Raw genomic sequence first — 15,988 nt, 5'->3', positions numbered from 1 at the left:
GCGTCCATCCGTGGCTGCCACCGCACCATCTATGGATGCCACCGCACCATCTATTGTTCCATTGCCGCTTGTGCAATGGGCGGCGGGCAATCAGGATACCGCGACCAAATCGCCCAAAGCGACAGGAAGGGGTTCCGATCGCGGGAAGAGCGTTCACGCTCTGATGAAGGGGTTTGGCCGCGCGCGTCAGCGCCGAGCTGATGGCGCCGGGCTAAAATGGGGGAAGGATGGACTATTTCGTCGGTGGAGAGTTTACCTATGACTGGACCTCCCATCACCTGAAGTTTTGGGAGAAGCTTCTCGGCGACAAGGCCGGCACGGCGACGGCGGTGCTCGAAATCGGCTCGCTCGAGGGCCGTTCGGCGCTGTTTTTCCTGCAGTTCCTGCCAAAATCCCGCATCACCTGCGTGGACAGCTTCCAAGGCGGCGAAGAGCATGTCGGCTCGAAGTATGAATCGGACATGGCCGAGGTCGAACGACGCTTCGACCGCAATCTCAAGCCCTTCGCCGACCGGGTCGAGAAACGCAAGGGCCACACGGTAACGATCCTGCCGGGCCTTGCCGCCGAACACCGGCTATACGACGTGATCTATGTCGACGGCGACCATTCCGCCACAGCCACTTACAGCGATGCCCGACTGGCCTGGGACCTGCTCGACAATGATGGTGTCATGATCCTGGACGATCATCGGTGGCGGCCGGATCTGCCGATGGCCAGGCGTCCGGCGGCAGGGATCGAAGCCTTCCTGAGCCAGGTCGCCGGGGAATACGAGCTGTTGCACCGGGACCAGCAGATCATCGTTCGCAAGAACGGGATCGCCGCGGCCAAGTCATTCACGATCGCCGGACGCGACATCGGCGAACTGGCCGGCGGCGCGCTGTCGCCGCCGCTCGTCAGCTTCGTCGTCATCAACTGGAATTACGGCCGCTATGTCGGCGCTGCAATCGATTCCATACGCCGGCAGGACTATCCGCATTTCGAGTGCATCGTCATCGACAACGGCTCGACCGACGACAGCGTGCAGGTGATTGCCCGGCATGTCGAGGGCGATCCGCGTTTCCGGGTCGAGACGCTGGCGCAAAACGGCGGCCAGCTCGGCGCCGCCCTGTGGGCTCTGGACAAGGTGAATGGCGGGTTCGTCACCTTCGTGGACGCGGACGACGTGCTGTTCGACAACTACGCTTCGACGCACATCCAGGTGCATATGGCATTGCAACGCAGCGTCGGCTTCACTTCGGCCAACGTCGCAGAGATGGACTCGACAGGCACAGCCCTGACAGCCTCGTACCAGCAACTCCGGCTGAACAGACCGGGCGCGCAGCGAGGCCTGCGAGGTGAGCGGACCGTGCTGCGGCTGCCGACCGTCTCCCCGTCGCAATACCGGCTCCTCGACGCCAGCACTGCGACCATACCGCGTGCGCACGTCGGCTGGTTCTGGGCGCCGGGCAGCGCCAACATGTTCCGCACCTCGGTCCTGCATCTGCTGCGGTTGGACGATGGCAGCAAACCCTTGATGACGTCGGCCGACGGCTATTTCAATACGATATGCCATGCGGTTGCAGGCAGCGCGTTGATCGACATGCCCTTGTCCGGCTATCGCCTGCATTCAAGCAATTATTTCGCCACGGGCGAAAGCATGGAGGGCATTCGCACCGGAACCAGAGAATACGCGGCCAAATTGCGGAAATTCACATATGAAAGTGTCAAGTATCTGATCGAAGGAAGCGAAAGGTTCGACTGGCTTTTAGGGGGCGAGTTTTGGCCGGTCGTGGACCGGGTCACGCGAGAAAACCCCGACAGGTTGCGCGACTATTTCAGCGACGAGATTGCGGTCGAGATATTCAAGCGCAACGCGCCGCAATTGAGGTCTGTTTTCGGTGCCAGGAGGTTCAGCAGAGAGGTCCTGGCCCGGTTTTCCGGAGCCCAGGCAAGGTCTATCCTCGGAGCCGGTTTCGGAAGCCGAATTCCGATGCGCGTCCTCTCGAAGTCGCTGTCGCGCGATGTCCGCACCTTTCTGAGGATAGGAAGGACGCGGTAAATGGCGCTGCCAAAGGTTAGTTTCGTCATCATCAATTATAATTATGGCCGATATATCGCGCAGGCCATATCGAGCATTCTGTCACAGGATTACGCCGGGTTCGAATGCGTTGTCCTTGACAACAATTCGACCGATTCAAGTCGAGATGTAGTCAGGCAATTCGAAAATTCCGACGAAAGATTGCACATCGAATATCTGGACAGAAACCTCAATCAAATGGGTGGCTTCCTACATGTCATCGACCGCCTGTCGGGCGGGTGGTCTGTATCGTCGATGCCGACGATTTCCTATTTGCGAACTTCGCTGCGTTTCACGTCCAGCTTCACCTCGATTGCGGCGACCGTATCGCCGTGACATCGGGTGGCGTTTGTGAGGTTGATGGAACCGGCGCAATGCTGACGCCAAGCTACGCATTCTTTTTGCATAGCAACGCCGGTACCGCGATGTGTCCATGCGACATCGATGGAGTGCCACGTTTGCTAAGCCAGTCTGATCGGGAACTGTTGTGGCGACAATCGACGCTCATCGCGCCACACGAACATGGGTGGCATTGGTCGCCAGGTACAGCGAATATGTACAAACTATCGTTCCTGAAACGGGCACGGCCGATGTTGAATGTGGTCAACTCAACCTCCACCGACAACTATTTCATGCCGTTCCTGAGCGCCTTGGGCGGCTCGGCTTGCATTGACATACCGCTTTCGGCCTATCGGATACACGGCAGTAATCGCTACAGCGGCATTCCGGCAGGTCTAGGCTTAAGGTCGACCAGCAAACAATCCGTTGCACGCACCTCTGCAGACAGGAAAGCAATGGTCCGGACTCTGGCGTCGCGTGCCCGCGATTTCGTTTCCACACACCCGGAAACATTCTGGACGATAATGGACGCCACTCCTGTTCCCGACGGCGTTTCCCGGCATGACTATTTCAACGATCCAGTTATCCAGGATATACTGCGCGAACATTTTGACGAACTCGTCGCAGCGTGTGGTGAAGCACAAACCAGCAAAGAATTGCGTGCGCGCATGGGGCAAAAGAGCCACGACGTCTTTATGGCCAGGGTCCGCGATGGAAACGCCCGAGCGAACAGGACAGTGCCGTGAAGTGCTTGCAGCTCAGTGGCTCGCCACCGGCGCCCAGATCACGTCGTCGATCCTTGCGGCCCCCGTCGCCAGCATCACCAGCCGATCGAAGCCGAGAGCCGAGCCGCTGGCTTGCGGCATGTTGGCCAGGGCAGCGAGGAAATCCTCGTCCAGCGGATAGCGCTCGCCATAGACGCGCTCTTTCTCGTCCATCTCGGCGATGAAGCGGCGACGTTGCTCGGCAGGGTCGGTGAGCTCGCCGAAGGCGTTGGCGAGCTCGACGCCGCAGCAATAGAGCTCGAAGCGCTCGGCGACGCGCGGATCCTCGGCACTCGGCCGGGCGAGTGCCGCTTCCGAAATCGGATAGCCGTAAAGGATGGTGGCGCGCCCCTGCCCCAGCGCCGGCTCGATCTTTTCGACCATCACCCGGCTGAACAGGTCGGCCCAGTTGTCGTCGGGCGCGGTGCGCAGTCCGGCTCCGACCAGCGCTTCGTGAAGCGCGTCGCGATCGGTGCTGCCGTCGACCGAGACGGTCGCCAGGAGGTCGATGCCGGCATGGCGCAGGAAAGCCTCCGCCACGCTCAGCCGCTCCGGTTCGGCGAAGGGATCGGCCTCGCGACCGCGGAAACGGAAGCTTTTGGCGCCGGCTTTTTCCGCGGCGAGCGCCAGGAAGTCGGCGCAATCGTCCATCAGGCGTTCAATCGGATCGCCGACGCGGTACCATTCGAGCATGGTGAATTCAGGGTGATGCAGCGGCCCGCGCTCGCGGTTGCGCCAGACGGGGCCGAGGCTGAAGATGCGTTCCTCGCCGGCGGCGAGCAGCTTCTTGCAGGCGAATTCGGGCGAGGTGTGGAGATAGAGCAGCCGGCGCGACGCGTCGGGCCCGATCGCCTCGGTGGCGAAGGCGGCAAGGTGCGCCTCGTTGCCCGGTGAAACCTGCAGCGCCGAGGTCGTCACCTCGACGAAATCGCCTCGCGCGAACCAGCCGCGAAGGGCGGCGGCGATAGCATTGCGCGCCATCAGCCGTGGCCGGCGGTCGGCATGGATATGCGGCGTCCACCAGGGCGAGGCGGCGGTCATGGGCAGGAAAATCGCTTGGCAGGCTGGCGGTTCAGCGCAAGATGCGCTAGGGCGCAGGCGATGGCCGCCGTCGCCGCTTCGCGGAAATCGACGCCTGCAGGCCGAAAAACTCGAATGGGATCGAATACCGTGGTCAAGGTCATCGCCAGTTCCTTACGCAAAGGCAACGTCGTCGATAAGGACGGCAAGCTCTATGTCATCCTCTTTGCCGAAAACATCCACCCTGGCAAGGGCACGCCGGTGACCCAGCTCGACATGCGCCGCATCGGCGACGGGGTGAAGGTCTCGGAGCGCTACCGCACGACCGAAATGGTCGAGCGCGCCTATGTCGAGGAGCGCGAGCACACCTTCCTCTATTCCGACGGCGAAGGTTTTCACTTCATGAACCCGGAAAGCTACGACCAGGTCGTGGCCTCGGAAGCCGTGGTCGGTGATATGGCGCCCTATCTGCAGGAAGGCATGGCTGTCCAGCTCGCGCAGTTCAACGGCGTGCCGATCTCGCTGGTGCTGCCGCAGCGCGCCACCTTCGAGGTGGTCGACACCGAGCCGGTCACCAAGGGCCAGACGGCGTCTTCGTCCTACAAGCCGGCAATGCTCTCCAACGGCGTGCGCACCGCCGTGCCGCCGCATATCTCCGCCGGCACGCGCGTGGTGGTGATGACCGCCGACGGCTCCTATGTCGAGCGCGCCAAGGACTGAGAGTCCGCAGTTTCACAACAGCCCAACCGCCATGGCCCGCCCGCGACCAAGCGGGCCATGGTACGGTTGTCCGCCGCCTGGATGTCAGGCTCCGACCCGAAGCGAATTTACATTTGCCGCGACGTGAACGGCAGCCGCGCTCAAATGTCGCCGTGTAACGACCGCGAGCCAATCCTGAAAGGCGCCGTACGTTTACTTCGGGCAAATGTTGCGCTCGAAAAGCCGACATGGCACTTCCCCGCGCGGCAGCTCTGACCTTGGCCCAAAAGCCCAGCTTGGCTAGAGTTCGAAAGATGCTGGACGCCATTCACCACGTCGCGCTTATCTGCACCGACTACGATCGGTCGCGACGGTTCTATGTCGAGCTCCTCGGCCTGGACCTGATCCGCGAGGTCTATCGGGAGAACCGGCAGTCTTGGAAGGCCGACCTGCGAATCGGATCCGCCCAGTTGGAATTATTCTCCTTCCCTGACCCGGTGCCGCGGCCGTCTTATCCAGAGGCGACAGGGCTGCGGCACTTGGCGTTTGCTGTGGGGAACATCGACCTCGTGGTTGTGCGCCTGGAAGCCGCCGGCGTTGCCGTAGAGCCAATCCGGATCGACCCATATACGGATCGGCGCTTCACCTTCTTTAGCGACCCGGATGGACTGCCGTTGGAACTCTACGAAGCGCAATAAAGCACCGTTTAATACGACAGTCTGCGTATCGCGCGCAGCAGCGATCCAGGCGGAACCCTAAGGCGGGTGACCAGTTGAAAGGGATTGGAAAGGAGACACGTCATGGCCGACGGTTCCACCTTGCAACCCGCTGCTGCGATCGCTCACAAGAACCGCGCCCGCCAGCCGAACGAGAGCGTCGAGTACCGCAAGGCGCGCGAGGCCCTGTTGATCGAGGAGATCGAACTCAACCGCCACATCGCGCGCGTCGCCGCCCAGCGTCGCGCCTTGCCGCCTGGCGGCGAGGTGAAGGGCGACTATCAGTTCATTGGCGAAGCCAGTAGCGTGGCCGGCGCCAATCCCGTCGGCTTCGAGGAGCTCTTCGGCGATAAGGACACTCTGTTCGTCTACAACTGGATGTATGGCCCCAAGCGCCAGCGCCCTTGCCCAATGTGCACCGCGCTCCTGAGTTGCCTGGACGGCAACGCCGACCACCTCCGCCAGCGAATCGCCCTCGCCGTCGTCGGCCTTTCGGCCATCGAGCGGCAGATCGCCTTCAAGGTAGAGCGTGGCTGGAAGAACCTGCCTTTCTACGCCGACGTCAACGGGAATTTTAGCCGGGACTACCACGCGATCATGGACGAGGGGACCGACACCGCCGCCGAAAACGTCTTCACCCGGCGCGACGGAACCATTCGGCACTTCTGGGGCGCGGAGCTGGGTTTCGAGTCAGCCGATCCGGGCAAAGACCCGACAACCGAGCCGGACTTGATGATGCTGTGGAACGTCCTCGACTGGACGCCGGAAGGCCGCGGGACCGACTGGTACCCGAAGATCACCTACTAAGCGGTCGAGATGGTTTGCCCGGAAAAGGGCGGAGACCTACTTAATCGGCTCACTGCCCCGCTCAAGGCATTCGCCATGCTGTCACCAAGCGTCTGCAATTGGCGCTCAGCGGCCTATCCGCTTGCGAGCATTCCGCGCTGTCCAATTGGTCACGATCAGGCCGCCTCCTCCACTGGCAGGCCGGCGGCTTTCCATTCCGGCATGCCGTCCTCCAGCCGGCGCGCGGAATACCCGAGCGAGCGCAACGCCGCGACCGCCTCGAAGGACATCACGCACCACGGGCCGCGGCAATAGGCGACGACCTCCCGGTCGGGAGCGACGGTGGCAGACCACGCCCTGACTTCCCCCAATGGCACATTGATTGCGCCCGGCACATGGCCGAGCGCGAATTCATCGGCCGGACGAACGTCGATCAGCGTCACCAGCCCGTCGCGCATCAGCGTGCGGAGCTCGTCGCGCGTGACCGGCCGCATGTCGTCGCGCGCGTCGAAATAGCCGCGCACGATGCGGTCGACCTCGGCAAGATGCCGCTCGGCGACGCCGCGCACCGAGGCGAAAGCGGAGAGCACGCTTTCATCCGCGAGTGCGTAGTGGACAAACTTGCCGTCGCGCTCGGCCGAGAGGATGCCGGCGCGGCGCAGCGCCTGCAGATGCTGGGAGATGTTGGCGACAGGCTGGCCCAGCTTGACCGCCAGCGCCTCGACGCTGCGCGCGCCCTGCGCCAGATGCTCGATCATTTCCAGGCGCAGCGGATGGCCGAGCGCCTTGGCGACGATCGCGAACTGCTCGTACAGCGCCTGTTTCGGATTGCGGATTGACATCGCCTTTTCACTAACGCATCGTCATTCAACAGAATTATTGAATGGCAGCTTCAGCTCGGACTGTCAAGCAGGGGACACTGCCCGGCACGTTCGCCTGATCGGAGGAAAAAGCGATGATTCTCAGGCAGTTCCTGCATAGCGACCCGGTGGCCGCTTCCTATCTGTTCGGCTGCGGCGGCAAGGCGTCCGCGGCAGTCGTCGATCCGGTCGGCGACATCGTTCCCTATGTCGAGGCGGCGCGCGCGACCGGCATGCGCATCCTCTATGTCTTCGACACGCATATCCATGCCGACCATATCTCGGTGGGGCGTACGCTTGCCGAGGCGACCGGCGCCGAATACGTGCTGTTCGAGGGCGCTGCGGCCGACTTCCCGTTCCGGCGCGTCAAGGACGGCGAGGTGCTGGAGCTTGGCAATGTGACGGCGACCGTCATGCATACGCCGGGCCACACGCCGGAACATTTGAGCCTTTTGGTCACCGACCGGACGCGATCGACCGAACCCTGGTTCGTGCTCACCGGGCACACGCTGATGGTCGGCGATCTCGGCCGCACCGAGCTTGCTTCAAACGCCGAGGACGGCGCCCGCGCGCTCTACGCCAGCGTGCGTCGCCTGAAGGAATTGCCCGATCACATCGAGGTGCTGCCCGGCGCCTATTCCGGTTCTGTCTGCGGCCGCTCGCTGAGCGGCAAGCCGACATCGACCATCGGCTTCGAACGGCGCTTCAACAAGGCCTTCCGCATCGAGGACGAGGATGAGTTCGTGGCCGCGATGACCGCCGACATCCCTCCCCCGCCGCCGGAGGCAGCGCGGACCCGGGCCGCCAACGCCGGAGCGAAATCTTGAGCACAGCGGCGCCCGCCGTCGCGCTCGGCCTCAAGGCCAACTGGAAGCAGTTTTCGCTCCTGGTGCTGATCAACGCCTTCGTCGGCGGCATGGTCGGCATCGAGCGGACCGTCGTGCCGCTGATCGGCGCGGAGGAGTTCGGCGTTGCCTCGACCACGCTGGTCGTGTCCTTCATCGTCAGTTTCGGCGTGGTCAAGGCCTGCGCCAACCTCGTCTCCGGCCAGCTCGCCGACAGATGGGGCCGCAAGCGCGTGCTGATCCTGGGCTGGCTGTTCGGCCTGCCGGTGCCCTTCATCATCATCTCAGCACCGAACTGGGGCTGGATCGTCGCCGCCAACGCGCTGCTCGGCATCAACCAGGGCTTCGCCTGGTCGATGACGGTGATCATGAAGGTCGACCTGGTCGGACCGAAATCGCGCGGGCTCGCCGTCGGCCTCAACGAGTTCGCCGGCTATCTCGCCGTCGGCGTCACCGCTTTTCTGACCGGCTACCTCGCGAGCCGCTACGGCTTTCGTCCCGTGCCGATCTATCTTGGCGTCGGCTACGCGATCCTGGGTGCCGCGCTATCGATCCTGCTTGTGCGCGACACGCGCGAGCATGTGCGGCTGGAGCTGGCGAACCATCCGAAAGCAGCTTCGCCGCTCGGCTTCCGCGAGATCTTCATGCGGACCTCGTTTGGCGATCGCAACCTGTTCGCGGCCTCGCAGGCCGGCCTGGTCAACAATCTGAACGACGGCATGAGCTGGGGGCTGTTTCCGCTCTTCTTCGCCGCCAACGGGCTGGGCATCGAGCGCATCGGCATCCTTAAGGCGATCTATCCGGCGGTGTGGGGCATCCTTCAGGTTGCGACCGGACCGTTGAGCGACCGCTGGGGCCGCAAGGGACTGATCGTCGCCGGCATGTGGGTGCAGGCGGCGGGCCTTCTCACCACCGCCATGACGCGCGATTTCGGCTGGTGGCTGCTGGCGAGCCTGCTGCTGGGCCTCGGCACGGCGATGGTCTATCCGTGCCTGATCGCGGCGGTGTCGGACGCATCGCATCCCTCCTGGCGGGCGCGCTCGCTCAGCGTCTATCGCTTCTGGCGCGATCTTGGCTATGCGATCGGGGCGCTGTCGGCAGGCCTGATCGCCGACTTCTTCGGCTTCTCCGCGGCGATCGGGGCAATCGCGGCGCTGACCTTCCTGTCGGGTGCGATCGTCGCGATAGCGATGCGCGAGACGCGCGTCGCCGCCGTGGTTTCAGCGTTGGACGATGGTTAACATCGGCCCCGGACAAGGCTTCCGTTTACGATATCGTAAGCTTGTTGCTGCGGGGCACGCGCCCGTCCGCTACAATTGCGGCAGTTGAATTTTCCTCGAGATCGTTCATGAGCAACCCTAACCGCATGCCGTGGGTGGATACGGCAAAAGGTCTGTCCATCATCCTGGTGGTGATGATGTATGCCGCCTACAACACCGGTGAATACACCGGCGGCGTCGGCTTCCTGCATTATGTCATCGGCTTCGCGACGCCGTTCCGCATGCCGGAATTCTTCCTGATCTCGGGCCTGTTCCTGTCGCAGGTGATCGACCGGCCATGGCGGCGCTATGTCGACCGCCGCGTCGTCCATTACCTCTATTTCTATGTGCTTTGGGCGATCATCTCGATCGGGCTGAAGATCGGCATCTTCAGCCGCGATCCGGCCGGCATGCTGCACGATCTCGCGATGGCCGTCGTCCAGCCCTACGGCGTGTTGTGGTTCATCTACATGCTGGCGGTTTTCGGGGTCGTCATCCGCGTGCTGCGCGAATTCAAAGTGCCGCATTGGATCGTCATCTTGGCTGCCGCCGCGCTGCAGATGTGGGCGCCGAAGCCCGACAGCTACGCCCTCGAGCAGCTCGCGGCCTATTTCGTGTTCTTCTATCTCGGCTTCGTGCTGGCGCCGCTGATCTTCCGGCTGGTCGAATGGACACAGGCTCGTCCGGCGGTCGCCGTTGCGGGCCTGCTCGTGTGGGCCGTCATCAACGGCCTGCTCGTCTATTCGCCGGGATACGCCATGCAGCCGGTCGGCATGCAGATGGGCCTGGCGGCATGGCCGCCGCTGCATCTCACGCTCGCCGTCGCCGGCGCGGTGGCGCTGTGCGTGGCCGGCGGCTTCCTGTCGAAATTCGCCTCGATGGAATGGTTGCGCTGGCTCGGCGAGCATTCGCTGGTCGTCTATGTCGCCTTCACCATACCGATGTCGATCTTCCGCGGTGTCATGCTGGCAAGCGGCCTGCTGACCGACACCGGCATGCTGAGCCTCGCCGTGCTGCTCGTCTCAGTCATCAGTCCGGTGGTGCTCTATTTCATCGTCAAGCGCATCGGCTTCGGCACCTTCCTGTTCGAGCGGCCGGCCTGGGCGCATGTCGACGGGCCGAACGCCGCCAAGGCCTCCAGCAAGCCCATGCCGCGGCCAGCACGCGAGGCGGCCTGATCAGGCCGCCCATCCATTAGCTCGTTACTTGCCACCGCCGTGTGCCGGACGCCGCGCGGCCTTGATCTTGCCGCTGCTCCCGCCGCCGCAGAAGAAGCAGCCGCCGCCGTCGGATTCCAGTCCCGACACGCCGGAGGGCATCGCCAGTTCCTGCAGCACGTCGCCTGTGTCGGGATCGACGCGCACCAGATCGCCCTCCTCGCCCTCCCAGGTGGCATGCCAGAGCTCGCCATCGACCCAGGTGACGCCGGTGACGACGCGCTTCGATTCGATCGTGCGGATCACCTTGCCCGTTTCAGGATCGATCTGATGGATCTTGTGTGCCCGGTATTCGCCGACCCAGAGCGAACCCTCGGCCCAGGCCATGCCTGAGTCACCCCCGTTGCCGGGGGCAGGAATGGTTGCGACGACCTTGCCGATCTTCGGGTCGACCTTGTGGATACGATCCTCGGCAATCTGGTAGAGGTATTCGCCGTCGAAGGCAGTACCGGCATGCGAGGCGACATCGATCGTACGCACGATCATGCCGCTGTCGGGATCGAGCGCGTTCAGCTTGTCGCCACTGGCGAACCAGACATTTTCGCCGTCATAGGTAACGCCGTTGACGCGCTCGACGCCGGGGAACGGTCCGTATTCACGCAGGATCTCGGCAGCGGCTCGTTTCATTTTCCAATCTCCATCGATCTCTTGTGTCAGCTTCGACTCTAGCCGCCCGGCTACAAACCTGAGAGTAACAACACAGTCGCGAATTTACCGAAGCCGGCGCCTTAAAGTTCGACGCAGACCTTGCCGAAATGCTTTTGGCTCTCATACGACCTGAAGGCCGAAGCAATTTCGTGCAGCGGAAAACTGCGACCGATCACGGGCCTGAGGCCATTGACCGTTATCGCCCGGATCATGTCTTCCTGGTCAGCCCTGTTCCCGATGGAAATTCCACTAACGCGGATCTGATTGGAAAACAGCGCCGGGATCGACACTTCTCCGGCGAAGCCGGTCAACACCCCGATCAGAGCGATGTGGCCGCCTATCCTGCAAGCCGTTGTCGACTGGGCCAGCGTGCCTGGACCGCCGACCTCGACTACATGATCGACACCGCGTCCATCGGTCAGGTCCCTCGCCTTGCTGCCCCAGTCCGGCACGGCCTTGTAGTTGATGAGAACATCGGCGCCGAGTCGCCGTAGCTTTTCGAGTTTCGCATCCGAGGAGGATGTAGCAATAACACGGGCACCAGCCATCTTGGCGAACTGCAGCGCGAACAGCGACACGCTGCCCGCGCCGAGGATCAGCACCGTATCGCCGGGCTTCACCTGACCGCACACCACCAGGCCTCTCCAGGCAGTGACCCCGGCGCAAGTGAGTGTAGCCGCCTCCACGTGGGTGTAACCCGCCGGCGCTTTCGTGAAAGCCTGCCAGGGCATGCACGCATACTCCCGCGCATAGCCATCGAAATCGTCGCCCAATTCGCCCCGCTTGTTCGCGCGCGAAGCCTCGCCGCCCAGCCAATCGGGCCAATAGCAACTGACGACGGCATCGCCAGCCTTGAATGCTTCGACACCGTCCCCGACAGCAACCACCTCGCCCGCGCCATCGGATAGCGGAATACGACCGTCGGCGCAGGGCTTCTTGCCCGTGACAACCATGCTGTCGTGGAAATTCAGCGAGCACGCCCGGATCCGGACCAGCAACTCTCCCGATCCGGCTTCGGGCCGATCCTCCTCAACCAGTTCCAGTTTTTCCAGGCCGCCTGGCGCCCGCAATCTGATCAGTTTCATGACGTCTCCTCGATCCAGTATCGGGAAACTAGTCGCTGGGCAGCGGACCCGGGAGTAACAACACAGTCGGGAATCCGGTCACCGGCGGCATCATCCAACGGCGCGCCCGGCCGCGGCCGACGGCCTGCACCTTGTGTTCGGCCGAAAGCTGCTCCAGTGCGCGCTGGACGGTGCGCGCGCTGGCGCCAAGCGCGATCGCCAGAGCCGAGCTCGACCAGGCCTCGCCGTCGGTCAGGAAGGCCATCACCGCACCATGCTCCTCCTCGACCGGCGGCGCCAGCACGACGACCTCAGCGGCGCTGACCGGCGTGAGCGTGAAACCGGCGGCCGTCGCGTTGATTTCCGCCAGCCCGGCGAGCTCGGCGCGCAGCCGTCCCATCTCGACCCTGAGCCGCGCGCGATGCGATTCATCGGCGTGCCTGGCGCGAAAGGCGCGCCTCAGCAGCACTTCGCGCGAGGCATCCGCCGGCCATGCCTCGGCAAGCGTGCGCGCCAGCGCGAACAATACAGGCCGGGTCGCAAGCGAAACGACCGCGTCGGCCTGGCGTACGACGTTGCGGCAGGCATCGACGACCAGCGCGCCCGAGGTCAGCAGCGCTTCGACCTCGTCGAGCAGCAGTTCTTTCTCGGTGCCGCGCGCGATCAGCCGGCCAACCGGCGTGTTCAGCACCAGGGACGCCGCTTCGACTTCGGCCTTCAATGCCGGGATGTTGGCTTGATAGGCGGCAAGCGATGCCCGGCCGAATGCCGAGCGCGCCGCCTTGGTCCTGAGGCGGCGGACGGCTATGCCGGCGGCCGCCAGTTCATGCGCGACGCGCGCCACCGGCGGCAGCGGCGCCGGATCGAAGTCCGCCAGCAGGCGCTCGGCTTCGTCGAGGCGGCCGATCAGGATGAGGCGGCGCGCCTCAAGACTGCCGGCATAGGCAGCGTTCAGCCGGTCGCCACGCGCGGCGAGCGTCGCACGGGCGGATCGCAGAGCCTTCTCCGGCCAGCCAAGGTCGCGCGAGACCAGCGCGATCTCGGCCTCGGCGACGACGCAACGCGCACGCGCTACCGCTTCCCTCGGGCTGAAGGCGCGGGCGGCGTCCTTCAGCAAGGCTTTGGCCTTGGCAAAATCGCCGAGCTGCGCCATGGCGATGCCGCGCAGCGCCAGCGCCGGCGCATCGTCGCGCAGCGCGACGCGCTTCAAGGCGCCGAGCGGATCGCCCGCGGCAAGCGCGCGGCCGGCGGCGTTGATCAGCGAGTCCATGCCGCCGCCTCAAAGCCCGCTGCAGCAAATCGCGCCACACTTGTAACTCTCACCATCGCCGGATGCGGCCCTATGTCTGTCCCCGTCACCCCCAACCAAACCCAAGAACGGGACAAGAGCAATGACCCAACACATGAAGACACCGCCGGTCGTTTCGCAGGAAGCGTGGGAAGGCGCCTATGAAGAGATGCTGGTGAAGGAAAAGGCCGTCACCCGCGCCCGCGACGCTCTGGCCGCCGAACGCCGCCGCATGCCGTGGATGGAAGTCAAGAAGGACTATGTCTTCGAAGGCCCGAACGGCAAGGCGAGCCTGCTCGACCTGTTCGAAGGCCGCCGGCAGCTTGTCGTCTACCGCGCCTTCTTCGAGCCCGGCGTCTTTGGCTGGCCGGAACATGCCTGCCGCGGCTGCTCGCTCGGCGCCGACCAGGTCGGCAACCTCGCCCATCTCAACGCCCGCGACACCACCCTTGCCTATGCCTCGCGCGCGCCGCAGGCCGACATCCAGCGGCTGAAGGAGCGCATGGACTGGAAGATGCCCTGGTACACGATCACCGACAGCTGGGATAAGGATTTCGGCGTCGACGAATGGCACGGCCACAACGTCTTCATCCATGACGGCAAGCGCATCTTCCGCACCTATTTCGTCAACAACCGCGGCGACGAAGCGTTCGGCACCGTGTGGAGCTATCTCGACGTCACGCCACTCGGCCGTCAGGAGGTGTGGGAGGATTCGCCCGAGGGCTATCCGCAGACCCAGACCTACAAGTGGTGGAATTGGCACGACAGTTACGAAGCAGGCGCCGCGCCCGACCAGAGATGGGTCGAGGTGTCGGATGCCGGTGAAGCCGCGTTCCGCAACAAGAACGCCTGAGCATGAAGCGGAACCGGCGGCGTGGAGTTGCGCCGCCGGAGCCGATCGCTTCGCCCTTGTTCCGATGGGCTTGCCCTGCCCGCATCAGAAGGTGGATATCATGAGCATCGACTCCCCTCGCCCAACCGGCCTGAGCGGCTTCGGCCTCGCCGACTGGCTTTGCCTCGCCGCGGCGCCCACCTTCGCGGCAATGGCGTTGCTGACGGCTGCCTATGGCGGCCACGACATGATGTGCATGTCGGGCGCCTCGGCGCTCAGCGGCATGGTGCCGATGTATCTGTTGATGGCAGCGTTCCATCTCGCGCCGTGGCTGCGGCTGGCCGCGCGGCGAGGGTGAGATTTTCGTTTAAGCGCCGTATTGCCTGATTACCGCTGCGAAATCGAGTGTCCGGCCCGCTACCCTCCAGGTCTTGACGAAAATAGACGCGCCTGAGACAGGGGAGCAATGGAGACATTTGCTCCATGGGAGATGAGCAGGCGGTGGGCAAGCTTTGAAGCGCGTTTTTCGATTGCTTGCCGCTGCGATCATGGCGTCCGGCGTGACCGGATGCACCAGCATTTCCTACTATGCGCAGTCTTTGGAGGGCCATGTCGGGATCATGGCCGCGCGCAAGAATGTTGCGAAGCTGATCCATGATCCTTCGACGCCAGAGGCGTTGCGCACCAAGCTGACGTCGGCCAGCGCCATACGTCGCTTTGCCACGGAAGACCTGGCGCTGCCCGATAACAGCAGCTATCGCAGTTATGTCGACCTTGGTCGGAACGACGTGACCTTGGCGGTCTTTGCCGCGCCGCAATTCTCTCTCGCGCCGGTAACATGGTGCTTTCCGGTGTTCGGCTGCGTTCCCTACAAGGGTTATTTTTCGCGCAAGGACGCGCTCGAAAATGCCGCTGAACTGCAGCGACATGGGCTGGACGTCTATGTGACGGGCATCACGGCCTATTCCACGCTAGGCTGGTTCAGCGACCCGCTGCTCAGCACCATGCTGCGTCAGAACGACACCTATCTGGCAAGCCTTGTCTTCCATGAGCTGGCGCATCAGAAAGTCTATGTGAACGGCGACTCCGCGTTCAACGAGGCTTTCGCGGTTGCCGTCGAAACCACCGGTACGAGGAAATGGCTGCGCGCCACCGGCAATCGCGCCGGATTGCGCAGTTACGAAGTCGATCGCAAGCGCAAGGCGGATTTTCTCGGACTGATATCGAAAACCCGGGACGAGTTGAGCCAGGTCTATCGAAGCCCGCGCAGCCCGGAGCGGATGGCGGCCGCCAAAGCCGCCACGATCGACAGGTTGCGGATACGCTACCGGCAAATGCGCGGCAAGCGATGGGCCGGATACCGCGGATACGACGCCTGGTTCGATAGCCCGATCAACAACGCAAAGCTTGCCGCGACCGCCGTCTACAGCGAAGAGGTTCCGGCGTTTCTTCGCTTGCTCGACTTGTGCTCCGGCGACTATCCAAGGTTCTACGCCTCTGTTCGGCGGATCGGGGCTTTGCCCGCGCCTTCACGTGCCGAGGCGCTTAGAACCGTGGCTGCGTGTCATTGACCATGTAAGGAACTCGGCATCCG

At 63.5% G+C, this 15,988-nt stretch carries 16 protein-coding genes and 1 pseudogene; 12 read left to right on the top strand and 5 right to left on the bottom strand.

The window, feature by feature from the left end:
- Positions 1-227: 227 nt before the first annotated feature.
- From FJ418_RS17200 to FJ418_RS17190, 3 genes are read left to right on the top strand one after another with little or no spacing between them, the layout of a single operon-like run.
- Positions 228-2,039, top strand: coding sequence for a glycosyltransferase (locus FJ418_RS17200; protein WP_140867539.1), 1,812 nt, complete (start codon positions 228-230; stop codon positions 2,037-2,039).
- On the top strand, positions 2,040-2,393 hold the full coding sequence (locus FJ418_RS17195) for a glycosyltransferase family 2 protein (protein ID WP_140867536.1): 354 nt from the start codon (positions 2,040-2,042) through the stop codon (positions 2,391-2,393).
- A gap of 38 nt (positions 2,394-2,431) precedes the next feature.
- Entirely contained in the window at positions 2,432-3,142 is a 711-nt protein-coding gene (locus tag FJ418_RS17190) for a hypothetical protein (RefSeq protein ID WP_140867533.1), read from the top strand.
- A 12-nt stretch (positions 3,143-3,154) separates the two neighbouring features.
- On the opposite strand, the gene epmA is transcribed toward FJ418_RS17190, so the two are convergent.
- Positions 3,155-4,201, bottom strand: coding sequence for an EF-P lysine aminoacylase EpmA (epmA, locus tag FJ418_RS17185; RefSeq protein WP_140867530.1), 1,047 nt, complete (start codon positions 4,199-4,201; stop codon positions 3,155-3,157).
- 129 nt (positions 4,202-4,330) lie between these two features.
- On the opposite strand from epmA, the gene efp reads away from it, so the two are divergent.
- The 3 genes from efp to FJ418_RS17170 all read left to right on the top strand — a co-directional run bounded on the left by efp (position 4,331) and on the right by FJ418_RS17170 (position 6,402).
- The gene (gene efp, locus FJ418_RS17180) at positions 4,331-4,900 is read left to right on the top strand and encodes an elongation factor P (RefSeq protein WP_140542739.1); all 570 of its coding nucleotides are present in this window, start codon (positions 4,331-4,333) and stop codon (positions 4,898-4,900) included.
- A gap of 293 nt (positions 4,901-5,193) precedes the next feature.
- The gene (locus tag FJ418_RS17175) at positions 5,194-5,577 is read left to right on the top strand and encodes a VOC family protein (protein ID WP_140867527.1); all 384 of its coding nucleotides are present in this window, start codon (positions 5,194-5,196) and stop codon (positions 5,575-5,577) included.
- 102 nt (positions 5,578-5,679) lie between these two features.
- Positions 5,680-6,402 carry a DUF899 family protein gene (locus FJ418_RS17170; RefSeq protein ID WP_140783505.1) on the top strand — a complete coding sequence of 241 codons (723 nt, stop codon included), beginning with the start codon at positions 5,680-5,682 and terminating at the stop codon, positions 6,400-6,402.
- A gap of 155 nt (positions 6,403-6,557) precedes the next feature.
- On the opposite strand, the gene FJ418_RS17165 is transcribed toward FJ418_RS17170, so the two are convergent.
- On the bottom strand, positions 6,558-7,223 hold the full coding sequence (locus FJ418_RS17165; RefSeq protein ID WP_140867524.1) for a metalloregulator ArsR/SmtB family transcription factor: 666 nt from the start codon (positions 7,221-7,223) through the stop codon (positions 6,558-6,560).
- A gap of 113 nt (positions 7,224-7,336) precedes the next feature.
- Between FJ418_RS17165 and FJ418_RS17160 the strand changes: the two genes are divergently transcribed.
- The 3 genes from FJ418_RS17160 (at position 7,337) to FJ418_RS17150 (ending at position 10,523) form a co-directional block, all read left to right on the top strand.
- Positions 7,337-8,068: an MBL fold metallo-hydrolase gene (locus FJ418_RS17160; RefSeq protein WP_140867521.1), complete on the top strand. Its 732-nt coding sequence runs from the start codon at positions 7,337-7,339 to the stop codon at positions 8,066-8,068.
- A complete protein-coding gene (locus FJ418_RS17155; RefSeq protein WP_246683078.1) occupies positions 8,065-9,327 on the top strand; it encodes an MFS transporter in 1,263 nt (420 codons plus the stop codon). Before FJ418_RS17160 ends, FJ418_RS17155 begins: the two co-directional genes overlap by 4 nt.
- Positions 9,328-9,434: 107 nt before the next feature.
- The gene (locus FJ418_RS17150; protein ID WP_140867515.1) at positions 9,435-10,523 is read left to right on the top strand and encodes an acyltransferase family protein; all 1,089 of its coding nucleotides are present in this window, start codon (positions 9,435-9,437) and stop codon (positions 10,521-10,523) included.
- A 24-nt stretch (positions 10,524-10,547) separates the two neighbouring features.
- Here FJ418_RS17150 and FJ418_RS17145 read toward each other — a convergent pair whose 3' ends face one another.
- From FJ418_RS17145 to FJ418_RS17135, 3 genes are all read right to left on the bottom strand, one after another.
- Positions 10,548-11,189, bottom strand: a complete 642-nt coding sequence (locus tag FJ418_RS17145) for a DUF5074 domain-containing protein (RefSeq protein WP_140867513.1) — start codon at positions 11,187-11,189, stop codon at positions 10,548-10,550.
- Between the two features lie 101 nt (positions 11,190-11,290).
- A complete protein-coding gene (locus FJ418_RS17140) occupies positions 11,291-12,295 on the bottom strand; it encodes an NAD(P)-dependent alcohol dehydrogenase (RefSeq protein ID WP_140867511.1) in 1,005 nt (334 codons plus the stop codon).
- A 28-nt stretch (positions 12,296-12,323) separates the two neighbouring features.
- Positions 12,324-13,544 carry a helix-turn-helix domain-containing protein gene (locus FJ418_RS17135; protein ID WP_140867509.1) on the bottom strand — a complete coding sequence of 407 codons (1,221 nt, stop codon included), beginning with the start codon at positions 13,542-13,544 and terminating at the stop codon, positions 12,324-12,326.
- Positions 13,545-13,665: 121 nt separating this feature from the next.
- Between FJ418_RS17135 and FJ418_RS17130 the strand changes: the two genes are divergently transcribed.
- The 3 genes and pseudogenes from FJ418_RS17130 to FJ418_RS17120 all read left to right on the top strand — a co-directional run bounded on the left by FJ418_RS17130 (position 13,666) and on the right by FJ418_RS17120 (position 15,965).
- Complete coding sequence (locus FJ418_RS17130) at positions 13,666-14,415, top strand: DUF899 domain-containing protein (protein WP_140656496.1); 750 nt, start codon at positions 13,666-13,668, stop codon at positions 14,413-14,415.
- Positions 14,416-14,563: 148 nt separating this feature from the next.
- Positions 14,564-14,752, top strand: a pseudogene (locus FJ418_RS17125) (hypothetical protein); the annotation flags it as partial.
- A gap of 190 nt (positions 14,753-14,942) precedes the next feature.
- Complete coding sequence (locus FJ418_RS17120) at positions 14,943-15,965, top strand: aminopeptidase (RefSeq protein ID WP_140867602.1); 1,023 nt, start codon at positions 14,943-14,945, stop codon at positions 15,963-15,965.
- Positions 15,966-15,988: the final 23 nt, after the last annotated feature.

The organism is Mesorhizobium sp. B2-8-3 (genome assembly GCF_006440815.1).
Taxonomy (GTDB): Bacteria; Pseudomonadota; Alphaproteobacteria; order Rhizobiales; family Rhizobiaceae; genus Mesorhizobium.
Note: the sequence above shows the minus strand (reverse complement) of the source record. Positions and strands in the feature narration are given on the sequence as shown.